This is a genomic window from Methylobacterium crusticola, from assembly GCF_003574465.1.
GTDB classification, from domain to species: Bacteria; Pseudomonadota; Alphaproteobacteria; order Rhizobiales; family Beijerinckiaceae; genus Methylobacterium; species Methylobacterium crusticola.
In genome coordinates, this window is sequence record NZ_QOWC01000026.1 from 1 (window position 1) to 17,407 (window position 17,407).

The window sequence follows — 17,407 nt, forward strand, 5'->3', positions numbered from 1 at the left end:
GAGGTCGCCAGGACGGCGCGGCGCGAGCCCGCGATCCGGCCCCGGCCGGTGGCCCGCGCGGCTCCCGCCCCGCGGCTCGCCGCGGCGGCGCGGGCGCGGAGCCGGCTGGCGGCGATCCAGCCGTTCCCGCCCCATCCCCTGATGATGCGGGCGATGCCCCGGGCGATCCCCGTCGCGGTCCGGCCCTGGCCCGGGCACGCCTGGAGCGACGAGCGGGCGATGCGGCTCCAGCAGGCGCGGGAGGCCGGCTTCCTGGTGATGCGCAGGACCACCTGGGAGGACCTGGACGGGCGCCGGATCCACACGCTGCGCCCCTTCGACGACGACGAGGAGTGAGGCCCCCCGCGGGCGCGGGCCGAGCCCGATGACGCGGGGCCTCCGGCGCCGGACCTGCCGCGGCGCGCACGCGCCGCCGGGCGATCAGGCCGGGAGCGAGCCCCTCGCGGGGTCCGCCTCCCGCGGGGTCCGGGGCCCCGTCGCGGCCGAGGGCGCCTCAGTCGCGGCCAGCGAGGTCCCGCAGCATCGTCTCGACGCTCGGCAGGGCCCGGGCGGGCTCGGGGTGGTCCGGCTCGACGGCGAGGACCCGCGGGCCGACGGACGCGTCGACCGGATGCCCCTCCAGCAGCAGGCCTGCCGCCAGGATCGCGAGCGCGATCGCCGCGTGGCCGAGGGCGCCGGGACCACCGGCCTGCGCGGGTTCGCTTCGCCGGGTCATGGCGACCTCCCTGGTTCGTGACTGAGGCCAGATCTTCGTGGCTGAGGCCAGCTTGCGGACCGGGGCAGGTCCCCACAAGCCGTAAGGCGCGAACCGAACCTTCGCGCCGGCCGAAGGCCCGGGCGGTCAAGCGGCCCGGCCTGCGGGGGCGCCATCTCCACGCCGGGGCGATTGCCGGGCGCCGGGGCTTCTCTATAACCGGGGGACGCTCAGCCATGACCGGCCGCCACTCCGCCCAGCGCGGGGACGCCCCGACTGGACGATCGGCCTTCTGGTGGAACCGGCGGAGTGCGATCCGGCATGGGCGGCGGGACAGATCCGGCGCGGGGGCGCCCCTGGTTTCCGGCGCTGCGCCGACGCGACGGGCGGCGGCCGTGGCCCGGCATCCAGAGGATGCGCGCGAGCTTCGCCCTCACGGCGGTCGGCGCGGTCCTGCTGCTCCTCGTCGGCTCGGCCAACGCCCTGCTGCTGATCTGGCAGAATACCGTGCAGGAGCGGATCGCGCGCACGCTGGCGGTGGACGGCCACCTGATGGAGATCCTGTCGGGCCTCCAGGACAGCGAGACGGGGCAGCGCGGCTTCCTCCTCAGCGGGGACCCGAGCTTCCTGGCACCCGCGGCCGAGGGCCGGGCCCGGGTCGTGGCCGACCTGCCCCACCTCGAGGCGGAGACGCAATCCGATCCCGGCCAGCAGGCGCGGCTCGCCGCGCTGCGACCGGCCATCGGCCTCAAGCTCGCGGAGCTGGACCGGACCCTCGACCTCGACCGCCAGGGCCGCCGGGACGAGGCCGTCGCCCTCGTGCGCGCGGGCGACGGCAAGGCGACGATGGACGAGATCCGGCGGATCATCGGGGCGATGCGGCGGGAGGAGGACGCCCTCCTCCTGACGCACCAGCGGCACGCCCACCGCATCGAGGCCCTGGTCGGCGTCGGCACCGCCCTGTCGACCGGGGTGATGGCGCTGCTGGCGGTCCTGGCCCTGCGGGAAGCCGGGCGGCGGGCGGCGCTGTCGCGCTTCCTTCCCGCCGAGGTGGCGCCGCTCCTCGAGCGCGGCGGCAGCCTGCGCCTCGGTCAGCGCCGGCGCGCCGCCATCGCGTTCGTGGACATCCGCGACTCGACCCTGATCGCCGAGCGCTCGGACCCCGAGGCGGTCGCGCTCTTCGTCACGGAGTTCCGGCGCTGCGTCGCCCAGGCCGCGCGGGCGACGGGCGGCGTCATCGACAAGTTCATCGGCGACGGCGCCCTGGTGGTGTTCGGCATCCCGCAGGCGCAGGACGACGACGCCGCCAAGGCGGTCGACTTCGCGCTCGCCCTCGAGCAGCGCGTCGCGCAGTGGAACCAGCGCACGGGCCGGGAGCCCCAGGTGCGCATCGGCATCGGGGTCCATTGCGGCGACGTGTTCGTCGGGGTGGTGGGGGACGACGACCGGCTCGAATTCACGGTGCTGGGCGATGCCGTCAACGTCGCAGCGCGCCTCGAGCAGGCCACCAAGGCGTTCGGCGCGACGACGCTGATCTCGCAGGCCGTCCTCGACGCCGCGCGGGTTCCGGCGGCGGAGTGGCGCGAGGTGAGCCGCGCCGCCCTGCCGGGCCGGCGCGAGGCGTTCCCGGTCTATGCCCGCGAAGGCTGACGCCGCCTCAGGCCCCCGGCCGGCGCGTGGGGCGGTGCCGGCCGGCTGATCGTCTGACCGCGGACGCAGGTTCGACGCGGCACGGTCCGGGCGGGCGCGTGGAGACCCGGGCGCGCGGGGTCCCGGGCCGGCCGCCCGCTAGCGCAGCCGACCCGGGCGGGTCGGCTCGAAGACGATCTTGCGGTGGAAAGCGCACCAGCTCTTGCCGTCCGGCACCGGGGCACCGCAGCACACCGCGCGGTCGTTGGGCTCGCCGATGATGAACTTGCAGACGAACGCCCCGGACTGCGCGAACGGGACGCGCAGCTTGGGGGAGGGTTCCTCGACGGCATCGGCGGCATAGAGATGCGACATGCGCACGAGCTGGTTCATCAGGAGCTGACTCGCTGGCCTTCCATCACCCTCGACGCGTAGGGCACCGGGCCGGTTTGGGGGTTCGACAGGGTTCGCCGCCCATGCGACCCAAGCGTACACGGGTCGCAGGGGCGGCGCGATCGTACAAATCTGGGGAGAGGAATGGCAGAACGCAAGCCCCTTAGGCATTTACACCGATTATTTCCCGGCCGGCAGCCGCCCCGGGACGCGGCCGCGGATCCGGCGCGCCGCCCCGCGCGGAACATCGCCCGGCGCGGAACGTCGCCGCCTGAGGCTCCCGGAGATCCGCGCGCCTCCCGGGCGCGCGACGTCCGGAGCGGGCGTTCCCGGGTGCGTCCGCGGGGGCTGGCGGGCGGGCGCCCGGGCGTGTAACCGCCCGGGGCGCGGGGGCGGCGCACGGCCCCCGCCGGAGACCTGCGCGGAGACCTGCCCCATGCGCTTCCTCGTGACAGGCACGGCCGGCTTCATCGGCTTCCACCTCGCCCGGCGCCTGCTGGAGGCGGGCCACACGGTCGCGGGCGTCGACGGCGTCACGGACTACTACGACGTCGGGCTCAAGCAGGCCCGGCTGGCGCGCCTCGCCGCCGCGCCGGGCTTCTCGGAGCACCGCTTCATGCTGGAGGAGCCCGGCGCCTTCGCGGCCCTGATGGCCGAGGCGCGGCCCGACGTGGTCGTGCACCTCGCCGCCCAGGCGGGCGTGCGCTACAGCCTGGAGCATCCGGAGGCCTACGTCGCGGGCAACATCGTGGGCACCTTCCAGGTGCTCGAGGGCTGCCGGGCGTACCCGGTGCGCCACCTCCTGTTCGCCTCGACCTCCTCGGCCTACGGCGGCAACCGCACTGTGCCGTTCCGCGAGACCGACCGGGCCGTGTCGCCCCTCACCATCTACGCCGCCTCGAAGCTCGCCGGCGAGGCGATGGCGCATTCCTACGCCCATCTCTGGCGCATCCCGACGACCGCGTTCCGGTTCTTCACCGTCTACGGGCCCTGGGGCCGGCCCGACATGGCGCTGTTCCTGTTCACGCGCAGGATCCTGGCGGGCGAGCCGATCGAGGTGTTCGACCACGGCCGGGCGGTGCGCGACTTCACCTACGTGGACGACCTCGTGGAGAGCATCGCGCGGCTCATCGACGTGCCCCCTCCCCCGCCGGGCGCGGCGCCGGTCTCGGCGGCCGACACCCTGAGCAGCGTCGCGCCCTACCGCCTCGTCAACATCGGCGGCGGGCGGCCGGTCACGGTCGCGGCGATGCTCGACACGCTCGAGGCCGCGCTGGGCCGGCGCGCCGTGCGCCTCCTGCGCGACCTGCCGCCCGGCGACGTGGAGCGGACGGAGGCCAGCACGGACCTCCTGCGCGACCTCGTCGGCTACGTCCCGGCGACCCCGATCGAGACCGGGATCCCGGCCTTCGTGCGCTGGTACCGGGGCCACCACGGTGGTGATCCGGATCACCACGGTGCCGATGCGGATCACCACGGTGCCGGTCCGGATCGCCACGGTGCCGATCCGGCGCGGGAGGGCGCCGATCCGGGCTCCTCGCCCTGACGGGCGGCTTGTCAGGCGCGGCGGGACGGTGCTCAATCCCCGCATGCCCCACCGCCTCGACACCGTGGACGATCCCGTGCCGCCGCCCGCCCGCGCGGCCGAGGCCGCGCCGCGCCAGACCCGGCGCTACGCCCAGAAGCGGGACGCGATCCTGCACGCCGCCGCCGCGCTGTTCAACGAGGCGGGCGTGAAGGGCACGACCCTGACCGACGTCGCCCGCAGCGTCGGGCTGATGACGAACAGCGTCACCTACTATTACCGCCGCAAGGAGGACCTGGCGGCCGCCTGCTTCCTGCACACGATCGGGGTGCTCGACGGCCTCGTCGCCCAGGCCGAGGAGGCCCCGACCGCGCCCGCCCGCCTCCAGCGCCTCCTCGATCTCGCGGTCGCCCACCGGGCCGCCCTGGCGGCCGGCGCGGAGCCCGACATCGCCGTCCTCAACGACGTGCGGGCCCTGCCGGCGCCCCAGGCCGAGAGCGTGTTCCGCGCCTACAACGCCCTGTTCCGGCGCCTGCGCGGCCTGTTCGACGACGGCGCCCTCGACCGGCAGGACCGCAACGCCCGCACCCACCTGCTGCTCTCGGTGCTCCACTCGACGCGGCTCTGGATCGGCCGCTACGAGCCGCGGGACTACGCCCGGGCGGCGCAGCGCATGGGCGACCTCCTGATCCACGGCATGACGGCGCCGGGATCCGCCTGGAACCCGCGCCTCCTGCCGGAGCCGGCCCGGCCCGAGGAGAGCGAGGTCTCGCCGGAGGCCTTCCTGCGGGCCGCCACCATCCTGATCAACCAGCAGGGCTACCGCGGCGCCTCGGTGGAGAAGATCTCGGGGCTGCTCAAGGTCACCAAGGGGTCGTTCTACCACCACAACGACAACAAGGACGACCTCGTCGCCAACTGCTTCGCCCGCAGCTTCGCGCAGATCCGCGCCGTGCAGGACGCCGCCGCCGAGGCGGGCGGCAGCGGCTGGGAGCGGATCTGCACCGCCTCGGCGACGCTCGTGCGCAACCAGCTCGGCCCCGGCGGCCCCCTGCTGCGGGTCACGGCCTTCAGCGCCCTGCCGGAGGCGCTGCGCACCGAGACCCGGCGCACCATGAACCGGCTCACCGAGCGCTTCGGCTTCTGCCTCGTCGACGGCATGGCGGACGGCTCGGTGCGCCCCCTCGACGCCGGCATCGCGGCCCAGCTCGTCTCCAGCATGGTCAACGCCGCCGCGGAGCTGCCCGCCTGGGTCCCGGGCATCACGCCCGAGACGGCGGCCGGCCTCTACGCCCGCCCGCTCTTCCTCGGGCTGTTCGCGCCGGCGGCCGTCGCGGCGCAGGCCGGGACGGCGCCGCGATCGTAGAACCGGTACGGTGCCCGGATGCGCCGTCCCGGCCGGGCGGAAGGGGCGCGGAGGCGGGGGCCCGGCGCCGTTTTCGAAGAGACGGTTTTGCTCCGCGCCGGTTGGCGCTAGGGTCCGCGGATGGGCGATGCCGGGGCGCGAGACCTCGGCCAAGGGAGGACGCAGGCATGGACTTCACCCTCTCCGAGCGGCAGCGGCACTGGCGCGACCGGGTCAAGGCCTTCATGGACGCGCATGTCCGCCCGTCCGTGCCGGTCTACCGGGACGAGATGGAGGCGTTCGGCACCGACCGCTGGCAGCCGGTGCCGGTGATCGAGCGCCTGAAGCCGATGGCCCGCGCGGAGGGCCTGTGGAACCTCTTCCTGCCCCCTTCCGGGCAGCACGACGACGGCGACTTCCACGGCGCCGGCCTGACCAACCTCGACTACGCGCTCTGCGCCGAGGAGATGGGCCGCATCTCCTGGGCCTCCGAGGTGTTCAACTGCTCGGCGCCCGACACCGGCAACATGGAGGTGCTGCACCGCTACGGCTCGCCGGCCCAGAAGGACCGCTGGCTGCGGCCCCTGATGGCGGGCGAGATCCGCTCGGCCTTCCTGATGACCGAGCCCGACGTCGCCTCCTCGGACGCGACCAACATCGAGACCCGGATCCGGCGCGACGGCGACCACTACGTCGTCAGCGGGCGCAAGTGGTGGTCCTCGGGCGTCGGGGACCCGCGCTGCGCCATCGCGATCGTCATGGGCAAGACCGATCCCGGCGCGGCCCTGCACCAGCAGCAATCGCAGATCCTGGTGCCCCTCGACACGCCCGGGGTCGAGGTGGTGCGGATGCTGCCGGTCTTCGGCTACGACGACGCCCCCCACGGCCACGCCGAGGTGATCCTCAACGACGTGCGGGTGCCGGCCGGGAACCTGCTCCTCGGCGAGGGCCGCGGCTTCGAGATCGCGCAGGGGCGCCTCGGGCCGGGGCGCATCCACCACTGCATGCGCACCATCGGGGTCGCCGAGGAGGCGCTGGAGAAGATGGCCCGGCGGCTGCTCTCGCGGGTGGCGTTCGGCAAGCGCATCTCCGACCACTCGGTCTGGGAGCAGCGCATCGGCGAGGCCCGCACCGACATCGAGATGACGCGGCTCCTGTGCCTGAAGGCCGCCGACATGATGGACAAGGTCGGCAACAAGGGCGCGAAGCTCGAGATCGCGATGATCAAGGTCGCCGGCCCCCGCATGGCCCTGAAGGTCATCGACGACGCCATCCAGGCCCACGGCGGCGCCGGCGTCAGCAGCGATGCGGGCCTCGCCTACGCGTACGCGCGCATCCGCACCCTGCGCCTGGCCGACGGCCCCGACGAGGTCCACAACCGCTCGATCGCCCGGCTGGAGCTCGCGCAGTACGGGAACAAGGAGCGGGCGAAGGGCTGAGCGCGGCGCAACCCGCGGACCCGGTCCGGCGACCCGGGTCCCCGGGGGCTCACCGCCCCGCGGTCCGGACGGGGTTCAGGCGGCGATCAGGCCGCCCATCCGGGCCACCCGGGCGAGGTGGTGGTCGGCGTCGCCGAAGAGCGCGTCGATCATCGTCACGCGCTTGAAGTAGTGGCCGACGCTGTACTCCATGGTCACGCCGACGCCGCCGTGGAGCTGCACCGCGCCCTGGCCGACGAGGCGGCCCGAGCGGCCGATCTGCACCTTCGCGCCGGAGATCGCGCGGGGGCGCTCGCCGGCATCGTCCTCGCCCGACATCATGGTGGCGAGGAACGACATCGAGCGGGCCTGCTCCAGGGCGACGAACATGTCGGCGGCCCGGTGCTGGAGCACCTGGAACGACCCGATCGGCACGCCGAACTGCTTGCGGGTCTTCAGGTACTCCACGGTCTGCCGGTGCATCTGGTCCATCGCCCCGACCGCCTCGGCGCAGAGCGCCGCGATGGCCTCGTCGGCGACGCGCTCGATCGCCGGCAGCGCGTCCTCGGCCGAGCCGATCACCGCCTCCGGGCCGATCCGGACCGAGGACAGGGAGACCTCGGCCGCCCGCATCCCGTCCTGGGTCGGGTAGCCGCGGCGCGAGACGCCCTCGGCGCCGGCATCGACCAGGAACAGGCCGATGCCGCCCCGGTCGCGGCGCGAGCCGGCGGTGCGGGCCGACACGATCAGCCGGTCGGCGCTGTCCCCGTGCAGGACCAGCGACTTCTCGCCCTCGAGCACGTAGCCGTCGCCGTCGCGCCGGGCCGTGACGCCGACGTCGGCGAGGTCGTAGCGGGCCTGGCGCTCGCCGTGCGCGAGGGCGTAGCGCGTCTCGCCGCCGATGAGGCCGGGCAGCCACGCGGCCCGCTGCCCGGGGCTCGCGGCGTGGCGCATGACGCCGCCCGCCAGCACCACCGTGGCGAGATAGGGCTCCAGCACCAGGGCGCCGCCGAACGCCTCCATGACGATCATCGTCTCGACCGGGCCGCCGCCGATCCCGCCCTCGTCCTCCGCGAACGGCACCGCCAGGAGGCCCTGCTCGGCGTAGGCGCTCCACATCGCCCCGGAGAAGCCCGCGGGCTCCCGGGAGGCGCGCCGGCGCGTCTCGAAGTCGTAGCGGTCGGCGAGGAGCCGCTCGACGCTGTCCTTGAGGAGGCTCTGCTCCTCGCTCAGATCGAAATCCATGGGGTCGCTTCCGTTCCAGCCGGGCGCTCGACGGTCCGGGGCTCGTCAGAGCCCCAGGATCGCCTTCGCGATGATGTTCTTCTGGATCTCGTTCGAGCCGCCGTAGATCGAGATCTTGCGCCAGTTGAAGTAGGTCGGCGCCGCCGGCGCGGCCCAGTCGGGGCCGATCGGGGGCTCGTTCGAGGGGTGCTCGGCCTCGTCCTCCTCGGGCGCGAAGGGCAGCACGTAGGGCCCCACCACCTCGAGCAGCAGCTCGGTGGTCGCCTGCTGGATCTCCGAGCCCTTGATCTTGAGGATCGAGGAGGCCGGGTCCGGCTTGCCCTTCTCGCGCTTGCGCTCGGCCGCGACGACGCGCAGCTGCGTCATCTCGAGGGCCTTGAGCTCGATCTCCAGGGCGGCGAGCTTCTCGCGGAAGCGCGGGTCCTCCAGGATCGGCGTGTCGCCGACCCGCTCCAGGGCCGCGAGTTCCTTGAGGCGCCGAATGCGCTGCTTGGAGACGCCGACGCGGGCGATGTTGGTGCGCTCGTTGCCGAGCAGGAACTTGGCGTAGTCCCAGCCCCTGTTCTCCTGGCCGACGAGGTTCTCGACCGGCACGCGCACGTCGTCGAAGAACACCTCGTTGACCTCGCGGCCGCCGTCGATGGTCTGGATCGGCCGCACCGTGATGCCGGGCGTCGTCATGTCGATGAGCAGGAAGCTGATGCCCTCCTGCTTCTTGACCGTGGTGTCGGTGCGCACGAGGCAGAAGATCCAGTCGGCGTACTGGCCGAGCGTGGTCCAGGTCTTCTGGCCGTTGACGACGTAGTGGTCGCCGTCGCGCACCGCGCGGGTCTTCAGCGAGGCGAGGTCCGAGCCGGCCCCGGGCTCGGAGAAGCCCTGGCACCACCAATCGTCGAGGTTGGCGATGCGCGGCAGGTAATGCGCCTTCTGCGCCTCGTTGCCGAACTGGGCGATCACCGGCCCGACCATGTAGACGCCGAACTGCAGCGGCGAGGGCGCCGGGAAGCTCTGCAGCTCGTCGAGGAAGATGTACTGGCGCACCGGGTCCCAGCCCGTGCCGCCCCACTCGACGGGCCAGTTCGGCACCGCCCAGCCCTGTCTGTTGAGGATCTTCTGCCAGGTGACGATGTCGTCCTTCGACGGGTGGCGCCCGTCGACGAGCTTCTGGCGGATCTCGTCCGGCAGGTTCTCCTTGAAGAAGCTGCGGACTTCCTCGCGGAAAGCCCGCTCCTCGGGGGTGAAGCGAAGGTCCATGGTTGCCTCCTTGAGGACGTGTCGCGCTGCCGCCCGCGACCGGGCGGCGCTCGGAAATCTGCTGTCGCGGGCGGGCCCGCCCCCGTTCGCGCCGGGGCCGGGCGCCGCCGAGGCTCCCCCGGGAGGCGCGCCCGGCCCGGCGCGAGGGGACCGGCCCGCCGCGAGGGCCCCCGGTCCGTTGCGGCCGGAACGCGGGCTCAGAGGTCCTTGAAGCCCTTGCCCTCGCCCGCCAGCCGCTCCAGCAGGGCCGCGGGCTCGAAGTCGTCGCCGTACTCGGCCTGGTAGGCCCGCAGGCGCTCAAGCACCTTCGGCAGCCCGATCGTGTCGGCCCAGAACATCGGGCCGCCGCGGTAGACCGGCCAGCCGTAGCCGTTGATCCACACGATATCGATGTCGGACGCCCGGATCGCCTTGCCCTCCTCCAGGATCTTGGCGCCCTCGTTGATCATCGGGTAGAGGCAGCGCTCGAGGATCTCCTGGTCGGATGCCGGCCGGCGCGCCACGCCCTGGCGCTCCGCCACCCGGGCGATGATCTCCTCGGTGACCCGCGAGGGCGTGGCCCGGCGCTTGGCGTCGTAGTCGTAGAAGCCGGCCGAGGTCTTCTGGCCGCGGCGGTCCTGCTCGCAGAGCAGGTCGCGCACGCTCTCGGACCGGTTGCTCTCGGGGCTCCAGCCGATGTCGAGGCCGGCGAGGTCGCTCATGGTGAAGGGCCCCATCGGCAGCCCGAACTCGTGGATCACCCGGTCGACGTCCCAGGGGGTCACGCCCTCGAGGATCAGGCGGTTCGCCTCGCGCTGGCGCTGGGCCAGCATGCGGTTGCCGACGAAGCCGTGGCAGACGCCGACCAGGACCGCGATCTTGCCGACCTTGCGGCCGGTCTGCATCGCGGTCGCGATCACGTCCTTGCCGGTTTTTGCGCCCCGTACCACCTCGAGCAGGCGCATCACGTTGGCGGGCGAGAAGAAGTGCATCCCGATCACGTCGCCGGGACGGCTCGTCATGCCGGCGATGGCGTCGATGTCGAGGTAGGAGGTGTTCGAGGCGAGGATCGCGCCCGGCTTCGCGATCCGGTCGAGCCTGGAGAAGATCTCCTTCTTGATCGCCATGTCCTCGTAGACCGCCTCGATCACGAGGTCGCACTCGGCCAGGGCCTCGAGCTCCAGGGTGTCCGTGAGGAGGCCCATGCGGGTCTCGACGTCCTCGGGCCGCAGGCGGCCCTTCCGGGCGGTGTTCTCGTAGTTCGTCCGGATGGTCCTGAGGCCGCGCTCGAGGGCCTCGCGCTTCATCTCGACGATCGTGACCGGGATGCCGGCGTTCAGGAAGTTCATCGCGATGCCGCCGCCCATCGTGCCGGCGCCGATGACGCCGACGCGGCGGACCGGGCGGGCGGGCGTGTCCTCGGGCACGTCCGGGATCTTGGCGGTCTGGCGCTCGGCGAAGAAGACGTGGCGCTGGGCCGCCGACTGCGTGCCGGAGACGAGCTTCAGGAACTGCTCGCGCTCGAAGGCGAGCCCCTGCTCGAAGGGAAGCCGGCAGGCCGCCTCGACGCTGGCGATGCAGGCCTCCGGCGCCTCGAAGCCGCGGGTCTTGCGGGCGTTCTCCTGGCGGAAGGCCTCGAACAGGCCGGGATCGTCGCGCCCCTCCGCGATCCGGTCGTCCCGGTCGCGGATCCTGGTCAGGGGGCGCCCCTCGGCGACGACCCGCTCCGCGAAGGCGACCGCGTGGGCGAGGAGGCCCTCCTCGGGCGCCAGCTCGTCGACCAGCCCCATGGCGGCCGCCGCCTCGGCGCCGATCGGCGACCCGCCCACGATGACCTCGAGGGCCTTGCGCGGCCCGACCACCCGGGGCAGGCGCTGCGTGCCGCCGGCCCCCGGCAGGATGCCGAGCTTGACCTCCGGCAGGCCGACCTTGGCGGAGGGCACCGCCACCCGGTAGTGGCAGGCGAGCGCCGTTTCGAGGCCCCCGCCGAGGGCGTTGCCGTGGATCGCCGCGACCACGGGCTTGCCCGTCGCCTCGATGCGGTTGAGGAGGTCGGGCAGCGAGATGCCGCTCTGCGGCCGGCCGAACTCGGCGATGTCGGCGCCGGCCGAGAACATGCGCCCGCCGCCGATCAGCACGATCGCCCTCACGGAGGGATCGTCGGACGCGGCCGCGACGGCGCCGCGGATGCCCTCGCGGAGCGCGGCGCCGAGGGCGTTCACCGGGCCGGAATTCAGGGTCAGGACCGCCACCGCGCCCTCGCGGCGGGTCGAGACCGGGGAAGTGTCTTGCGTCATGCCAGGTTCCTCCGGGCGGGCGCCCTCCCGGCGCCGTTCCGAGACGAGCGTGTCGGTCAGTAGATCTCGAACAGGCCGGCGGCGCCCATGCCGCCGCCGACGCACATCGTGACCACGCCGTACCTGGCGCCGCGGCGGCGGCCTTCCAGCAGGATGTGGCCGGTCATGCGCGCGCCCGACATGCCGTAGGGGTGGCCGATCGAGATGGCGCCGCCGTCGACGTTGAGCCGCTCGTCCGGGATGCCGAGGCGGTCGCGGCAGTACAGCACCTGGCTGGCGAAGGCCTCGTTCAGCTCCCAGAGGTCGATGTCGTCGACCGAGAGGCCGTGCTGCCGGAGGAGCTTGGGCACCGCGAAGACCGGGCCGATGCCCATCTCGTCGGGGTTGCAGCCCGCCACCGCGATGCCCCGGTAGGCGCCGAGGGGCTGGAGCCCGCGGCGCTCCGCCTCGCGCGCCTCCATCAGCACCACCGCCGCCGCGCCGTCCGAGAGCTGGCTGGCGTTGCCGGCGGTGATGAAGCGCCCCTCCTTCACCCGCTGGCCGTCCTTGAAGACGGGCTTGAGCCCCTGGAGGTCCTCGAGCCGGGTCTGGGGCCGGTTGCCCTCGTCCTGGGACAGGGTGACGTCCTTGTGGGAGACCTGGCCGGTCGCCTTGTCGGCCACCGCCATCCGGGTCGTCACGGGCACGATCTCGTCGGCGAAGCGGCCGGCCGCCTGCGCGTCGGCCGTGCGGCCCTGCGAGCGGAGCGCGTAGGCGTCCTGCGCCTCGCGGCCGACGCCGTAACGCTCCGCCACGGTCTCGGCCGTCTCGATCATCGTCATGTAGATCGCCGGCACGTGCGCGGCGAGCCAGGGATCGGCGGCGCGGAAGCGGTTGATCTTGTCGTTCTGCACGAGGGAGATCGACTCGAGGCCACCCCCCACCGCGACGTCGATCCCGTCGGTGATGATCTCCTTGGCGGCGGTGGCGATGGCCATCAGGCCCGAGGCGCATTGCCGGTCGAGGCTCATCCCGGCCACGCTCTCCGGGAGCCCGGCCCGCAAAGCCGCCTGGCGCGCGACGTTGCCGCCGGCCGAGCCCTGCTGGAGGGCCGCCCCCATCACCACGTCGCCGATCTCGGCCGGGTCGATGCCGGCGCGCCGGACGGCCTCCGCGATGGCGTGGCCGCCGAGCGCCTGCGCCTGCGTGTCGTTGAAGGCGCCCCGGTAGGCCTTGCCGATGGGCGTGCGCGCGGTCGAGACGATGACGGCTTCCCGCATCTTGAGTTTCCTCCCTAGGGCCCCGTCGCCCCTGTGGAGCCGGCGGGTCTCCGATCACTTATCGAGGATTGGGTATGGAGCCGCAAGACCCCGAAACGCGGGGCAAAACCAAGGGGCGCCGACCAGTTCCTCCCGTCCGTGCCGCCGCGTTTTCGAAAAGGCGGCTTGCTTAATCGCTATACAGAGCTAAGGTCCCGGCAAAACGCAAGACCTGATTTGGGAGAACGCGCCGTGCCGCTCTTCGATCTCTCCGGCCGCGTGGCGGTCGTCACCGGCTCGTCCCGCGGCATCGGGCGCGCCATCGCCGAGCGGCTCGCCGAGCACGGCGCCACGGTGGTGATCTCCTCCCGCAAGGCCGAGGCCTGCGCGCCCGTGGCGGCGGCCATCAACGCGGCCCACGGCGAGGGCCGGGCCGTCGTGACGCCGGCCAGCATCTCGTCGAAGTCCGACCTGGAGCGCCTCGCCCGCAGCACCGAGGAGCGCTTCGGCCGGATCGACGTGCTGGTCTGCAACGCCGCCTCGAACCCCTATTACGGGCCCATGAGCGGCATCGCGGACGAGCAGTTCCGCAAGATCCTCGACAACAACGTGGTGGCCAGCCACTGGCTGATCGGCTTCGCGGCGCCCGGGATGATCGCCCGGCGGGACGGGGCGATCATCATCGTGTCGTCGGTGGGCGGCCTGAAGGGTTCGGGGGTCATCGGCGCCTACAACATCTCCAAGGCCGCCGACTTCCAGCTCGCCCGCAACCTCGCGGTGGAGCTCGGGCCGCACAACGTGCGGGTGAACTGCATCGCCCCGGGCCTGATCCGGACCGACTTCGCCCGGGCGCTCTGGGAGGACCCGGCCTCCTACGCTGCCTACACGGCCCGCACGCCGCTCGGGCGCATCGGCCAGCCGGACGAGATCGCGGGCGCCGCCGTGTTCCTGGCGAGCCCCGCCGGGGCCTTCATGACCGGCCAGAGCATCGTCGTCGACGGAGGCCAGACCATCACCTGAGCCCGCGACAGCCGGAGAGCCGCGACCCCACGACGACCGAGAGCCCGCCGATGACCGAGCCGTCCGCCCCCGCGACGAAGCCCTGGCCCGCCCTGTCCCTGGCGGAGGCGACCGCGCGCCTGACGGCGCCCGGGTCGCCCTTCGCGATGGGCGAGGCCGTGATCCGCGGCGTGCCGACCCGGATCTGGACCGCCGCCCCGCCGACCCTGCGCGACGTCTTCCTGGCCGGCCGGGCGCACGGGCCGAAGACCTTCCTGGTCTACGAGGACGACCGGGCGAGCTTCGAGGCCTTCTCCCGCGCGACGCTCGCCCTCGCCGACGACCTCGTGCGCGGCGGCGTCAGGCCCGGCGACCGCGTCGCCATCGCGATGCGCAACCTGCCCGAATGGCCGGTGGCGTTCTTCGCCGCCCTCCTCGCCGGGGCGATCGCGACGCCGCTCAACGCCTGGTGGACAGGCCCCGAGCTCGACCACGGCTTCGCCGATTCCGGCGCCGTGGCGGCGATCGTCGACGAGGAGCGCCTCGCCCGCATCGCGGAGCGCCGCGGCGCCTACCCGGCCCTCGGCCGGGTGCTGGTCGCCCGGGCGCCGGCGCCCGCGGGGGCGCGGGGCGTCGAGAGCCTGACCGACGTGATCGGCCCGGTCGCGGCCTGGGCCGGGCTGCCCGAGGGCCGCCTGCCCGACATCGGAACGGAGCCAGAGGATCCCGCGACGCTGTTCTACACCTCGGGGACCACGGGCCGCTCCAAGGGCGCCGTCGGCACCCATCGCGGCGGCGCCTGCGCGGTGCTGGCCCACCCCTTCTCGGCGGCCCGCTCGTTCGTGCGCCGGGGCGAGCCGGTGCCGGCGCCCGACCCGGCGGCGCCCCAGAAGGTCGCGCTGCTCTCGATCCCGCTGTTCCACGTCACGGGCTGCTTCGCCACGCTGGTGACGAGCCTCCACCGCGGCTCGCGCCTCGTGATGATGCGGCGCTGGGACCTCGCGGGGGCGCTCGCGTTGATCGAGCGGGAGCGCTGCACCAGCGCGGGCGGCGTGCCGACCATCGCGTTCCAGCTCCTCGACGGGCGCGACGCCGGCACCCACGACCTGTCCTCCCTCGAGACCATCAGCTACGGCGGCGCCCCGGCCCCGGCCGAGCTGGTGCGGCGCCTGCGCGCCGCCTTCCCGCACGCCCAGCCGGCCACGGGCTGGGGCATGACCGAGACCTCCGGCACCTTCACGCACCACCAGGCCGAGGATTACGTCCACCACCCCGAGAGCTGCGGCCCGCCGCTGCCGATCTGCGAGGCGAAGTCCGTCGGCCCCGACGAGCGCGACCTGCCGCCCGGCGAGGTCGGCGAGCTGTGGGTCAAGGGCCCGAACGTGGTGGCGGGCTACTGGAACCGGCCCGAGGCCGACGCCCAGGTCTTCCGCGACGGCTGGATGCGCACCGGCGACCTCGCGCGCGTCGACCCGGAGGGCTTCGTCACCATCGTCGACCGGGCGAAGGACATGCTGATCCGCGGCGGCGAGAACATCTATTGCGGCGAGGTCGAGAACGCCCTGCACGAGCACCCGGCCGTGGTGGACGCCGCCGTGGTGGCGATCCCGCACCCGACCCTCGGCGAGGAGCCGGGCGCCGTCGTGGCGCTCGCCCGCGGCCGGGAGGCGACCGAGGAGGAGCTGCGCGCCTTCGTGGCCGGGCGCCTCGCCGCCTTCAAGGTGCCGGTGCGCATCCTGCTCCGGGACGAGACCCTGCCGCGCAACCCCAACGGGAAGATCCTGAAGAGCGAGCTGCGCAAGCTGTTCTGAGCCGGCGGACGCCGCTCCGGGAGGGCGGCCCGCGCGGGGCGGGCCGGCGGCGCCGCGCCCTACTCGGCCGCGAACAGCCCGGCCGGCTCCCCGGCCGCGCCCTTGGGATCGCCCGGTGCGGTCTCGCAGCCGAGGGCCGGCAGGGCGACGACGCGGTTGCCGCGGAAATCCGTGCGGCACACGGCGGCGCCCCGGCTCTCGACGTAGGCGAGGAGCCGGCGCGCCCGGCCGGGGGAGCGCGAGCCGATGGCCCGGGCGAGCGCGTCGTCCGAGGGACAGGGCGCGCCCGCCCGCGCCGCCCGGGCGAGCAGCAGGAACAGGCCCTGCACCTCCTCGGGCAGGCCGGCGCAGGCCGCCATGACGGCGTCCGCCTCCGCGCCGGCCTCCGGGCCGGCCTCGTCCACCCCGGCCCGCGCGATGGCGAGGCGGCGGCGGAAGCGGCCGAGATCGAGGGGCTCGGGCCCGACGCGGCGCATCCGGCAGCGCACCAGGAAATCCTGGTAGAGCACCGCGACCGGGTGGTGCGCGGCGTCCGGATCGGCCGCGATCTCCCGCAGGATCGCGGCGAGCGCCGCCTCGCGCTCCGCCCCGCCGAGGGCGGGCGCCTCCTCGGCCGGCGCCTGCGGCGGCCGGTACTGGGCGAGCTGCTGCAGGAGGTCGCCCGGCGAGGGCCGGGGCGCGGGCGCCGGGCGCGGCGCCGGCATCCAGGCGGCCTCGGCCTCGGAGGGCGTCAGGATCAGCTCCCGCAGGTCGCCGGCCGTCGGGCCCGGCAGGGGCACGAGCCGGGGGCTCGTCGAGCGGGCCGAGGTCTCGACCGGGCCGATGGCGAGCGGCAGCGGGCGCTTCGAGAGGGCCGGCCCCAGGGCGATGAACTGGCCGCGGGCGAGGTCGCGGAAGCTCTCGGCCTGGCGCCGCTCCAGGCCGAGGAGGTCGGCGGCCCGGGCCATGTCGATGTCGAGGAAGGTGCGGCCCATCAGGAAGTTCGAGGCCTCGGCGGCGACGTTCTTGGCGAGCTTGGCGAGGCGCTGCGTGGCGATGATGCCGGCGAGCCCGCGCTTGCGGCCGCGGCACATCAGGTTCGTCATGGCGCCGAGGGACGCCTTGCGGGCCTCGTCCGAGACCTCGCCGGCGGCTGCGGGCGCGAAGAGCTGCGCCTCGTCCACCACGACGAGCACCGGGTACCAATGGTCGCGCTCGGCCTCGAACAGCCCGCCCAGGAAGGCGGCGGCGGCCCGCATCTGCGCCTCGACGTCGAGGCTCTCCAGGGTCAGCACCACGGAGACGCGGTGCGCCCGCACCCGGGCGGCGATGCGCTGGAGGTCGGCCTCGCCGTGGTCGCCCTCGACCACCACGTGGCCGTAGCGCTCCGCCAGGGTGACGAAGTCGCCCTCGGGGTCGATCACCACCTGCTGCACGTGGGCGGCGCTCTGCTCGAGGAGGCGGCGCAGGAGGTGCGACTTGCCGGACCCCGAATTGCCCTGCACCAGGAGGCGGGTCGCCAGGAGCTCCTCCAGATCGAGGGCGGCCGGCTGGCCGCCGGTCGCCACCCCCATCTCGACGCTGATCGTCATCACGGCTCC

At 74.0% G+C, this 17,407-nt stretch carries 13 protein-coding genes and 1 pseudogene; 7 read left to right on the forward strand and 7 right to left on the reverse strand.

Features of this window, described 5'->3' with window-relative positions; translation table 11 throughout:
- Positions 1 to 336: pseudogene (locus tag DT057_RS35490) on the forward strand (hypothetical protein); the annotation flags it as partial.
- A gap of 157 nt (positions 337 to 493) precedes the next feature.
- Here the strand turns inward: DT057_RS35490 and DT057_RS14210 are convergent.
- Positions 494 to 715 carry a hypothetical protein gene (locus tag DT057_RS14210; protein ID WP_128562757.1) on the reverse strand — a complete coding sequence of 74 codons (222 nt, stop codon included), beginning with the start codon at positions 713 to 715 and terminating at the stop codon, positions 494 to 496.
- A 393-nt stretch (positions 716 to 1,108) separates the two neighbouring features.
- Here DT057_RS14210 and DT057_RS14215 point away from each other — a divergent pair, with 393 nt between their 5' ends.
- Complete coding sequence (locus DT057_RS14215; protein WP_162501410.1) at positions 1,109 to 2,344, forward strand: adenylate/guanylate cyclase domain-containing protein; 1,236 nt, start codon at positions 1,109 to 1,111, stop codon at positions 2,342 to 2,344.
- 138 nt (positions 2,345 to 2,482) lie between these two features.
- Here the strand turns inward: DT057_RS14215 and DT057_RS14220 are convergent, their stop codons facing one another.
- On the reverse strand, positions 2,483 to 2,716 hold the full coding sequence (locus DT057_RS14220; RefSeq protein WP_128562759.1) for a hypothetical protein: 234 nt from the start codon (positions 2,714 to 2,716) through the stop codon (positions 2,483 to 2,485).
- 436 nt (positions 2,717 to 3,152) lie between these two features.
- Between DT057_RS14220 and DT057_RS14225 the strand changes: the two genes are divergently transcribed.
- The 3 genes from DT057_RS14225 to DT057_RS14235 all read left to right on the forward strand — a co-directional run bounded on the left by DT057_RS14225 (position 3,153) and on the right by DT057_RS14235 (position 7,025).
- A complete protein-coding gene (locus tag DT057_RS14225) occupies positions 3,153 to 4,262 on the forward strand; it encodes an NAD-dependent epimerase/dehydratase family protein (RefSeq protein ID WP_128562760.1) in 1,110 nt (369 codons plus the stop codon).
- Positions 4,263 to 4,305: 43 nt separating this feature from the next.
- Positions 4,306 to 5,607, forward strand: a complete 1,302-nt coding sequence (locus tag DT057_RS14230; protein ID WP_128562761.1) for a TetR/AcrR family transcriptional regulator — start codon at positions 4,306 to 4,308, stop codon at positions 5,605 to 5,607.
- 167 nt (positions 5,608 to 5,774) lie between these two features.
- Positions 5,775 to 7,025 carry an acyl-CoA dehydrogenase family protein gene (locus DT057_RS14235; RefSeq protein WP_128562762.1) on the forward strand — a complete coding sequence of 417 codons (1,251 nt, stop codon included), beginning with the start codon at positions 5,775 to 5,777 and terminating at the stop codon, positions 7,023 to 7,025.
- Between the two features lie 75 nt (positions 7,026 to 7,100).
- Here the strand turns inward: DT057_RS14235 and DT057_RS14240 are convergent, their stop codons facing one another.
- The 4 genes from DT057_RS14240 to DT057_RS14260 all read right to left on the reverse strand — a co-directional run bounded on the left by DT057_RS14240 (position 7,101) and on the right by DT057_RS14260 (position 13,038).
- A complete protein-coding gene (locus DT057_RS14240) occupies positions 7,101 to 8,249 on the reverse strand; it encodes an acyl-CoA dehydrogenase family protein (RefSeq protein ID WP_128562763.1) in 1,149 nt (382 codons plus the stop codon).
- A 45-nt stretch (positions 8,250 to 8,294) separates the two neighbouring features.
- On the reverse strand, positions 8,295 to 9,503 hold the full coding sequence (pimC, locus tag DT057_RS14245; protein ID WP_128562764.1) for a pimeloyl-CoA dehydrogenase large subunit: 1,209 nt from the start codon (positions 9,501 to 9,503) through the stop codon (positions 8,295 to 8,297).
- A 197-nt stretch (positions 9,504 to 9,700) separates the two neighbouring features.
- Positions 9,701 to 11,779: a 3-hydroxyacyl-CoA dehydrogenase NAD-binding domain-containing protein gene (locus DT057_RS14255; RefSeq protein WP_128562766.1), complete on the reverse strand. Its 2,079-nt coding sequence runs from the start codon at positions 11,777 to 11,779 to the stop codon at positions 9,701 to 9,703.
- 56 nt (positions 11,780 to 11,835) lie between these two features.
- Positions 11,836 to 13,038 (reverse strand): acetyl-CoA C-acyltransferase, encoded by a 1,203-nt coding sequence (locus DT057_RS14260; RefSeq protein ID WP_128562767.1) that lies wholly within the window; start codon positions 13,036 to 13,038, stop codon positions 11,836 to 11,838.
- A 231-nt stretch (positions 13,039 to 13,269) separates the two neighbouring features.
- On the opposite strand from DT057_RS14260, the gene DT057_RS14265 reads away from it, so the two are divergent.
- Both DT057_RS14265 and DT057_RS14270 read left to right on the forward strand, forming a co-directional pair.
- Positions 13,270 to 14,037 carry an SDR family oxidoreductase gene (locus DT057_RS14265; RefSeq protein ID WP_128562768.1) on the forward strand — a complete coding sequence of 256 codons (768 nt, stop codon included), beginning with the start codon at positions 13,270 to 13,272 and terminating at the stop codon, positions 14,035 to 14,037.
- Between the two features lie 50 nt (positions 14,038 to 14,087).
- Positions 14,088 to 15,827, forward strand: coding sequence for a class I adenylate-forming enzyme family protein (locus DT057_RS14270; RefSeq protein ID WP_128562769.1), 1,740 nt, complete (start codon positions 14,088 to 14,090; stop codon positions 15,825 to 15,827).
- Positions 15,828 to 15,886: 59 nt separating this feature from the next.
- Here DT057_RS14270 and DT057_RS14275 read toward each other — a convergent pair whose 3' ends face one another.
- On the reverse strand, positions 15,887 to 17,398 hold the full coding sequence (locus DT057_RS14275) for an ATP-binding protein (protein ID WP_128562770.1): 1,512 nt from the start codon (positions 17,396 to 17,398) through the stop codon (positions 15,887 to 15,889).
- Positions 17,399 to 17,407: the final 9 nt, after the last annotated feature.

Coding starts and splice junctions, on each gene's coding strand:
- DT057_RS14255 (WP_128562766.1), bottom strand. CDS start 11,779: ATGACGCAAGACACTTCCCCGGTCTCGACCCGCCGCGAGGGCGCGGTG.
- DT057_RS14275 (WP_128562770.1), bottom strand. CDS start 17,398: ATGACGATCAGCGTCGAGATGGGGGTGGCGACCGGCGGCCAGCCGGCC.
- DT057_RS14230 (WP_128562761.1), top strand. CDS start 4,306: ATGCCCCACCGCCTCGACACCGTGGACGATCCCGTGCCGCCGCCCGCC.
- DT057_RS14220 (WP_128562759.1), bottom strand. CDS start 2,716: ATGAACCAGCTCGTGCGCATGTCGCATCTCTATGCCGCCGATGCCGTC.
- DT057_RS14260 (WP_128562767.1), bottom strand. CDS start 13,038: ATGCGGGAAGCCGTCATCGTCTCGACCGCGCGCACGCCCATCGGCAAG.
- pimC (WP_128562764.1), bottom strand. CDS start 9,503: ATGGACCTTCGCTTCACCCCCGAGGAGCGGGCTTTCCGCGAGGAAGTC.
- DT057_RS14215 (WP_162501410.1), top strand. CDS start 1,109: ATGCGCGCGAGCTTCGCCCTCACGGCGGTCGGCGCGGTCCTGCTGCTC.
- DT057_RS14270 (WP_128562769.1), top strand. CDS start 14,088: ATGACCGAGCCGTCCGCCCCCGCGACGAAGCCCTGGCCCGCCCTGTCC.
- DT057_RS14225 (WP_128562760.1), top strand. CDS start 3,153: ATGCGCTTCCTCGTGACAGGCACGGCCGGCTTCATCGGCTTCCACCTC.
- DT057_RS14235 (WP_128562762.1), top strand. CDS start 5,775: ATGGACTTCACCCTCTCCGAGCGGCAGCGGCACTGGCGCGACCGGGTC.
- DT057_RS14240 (WP_128562763.1), bottom strand. CDS start 8,249: ATGGATTTCGATCTGAGCGAGGAGCAGAGCCTCCTCAAGGACAGCGTC.
- DT057_RS14210 (WP_128562757.1), bottom strand. CDS start 715: ATGACCCGGCGAAGCGAACCCGCGCAGGCCGGTGGTCCCGGCGCCCTC.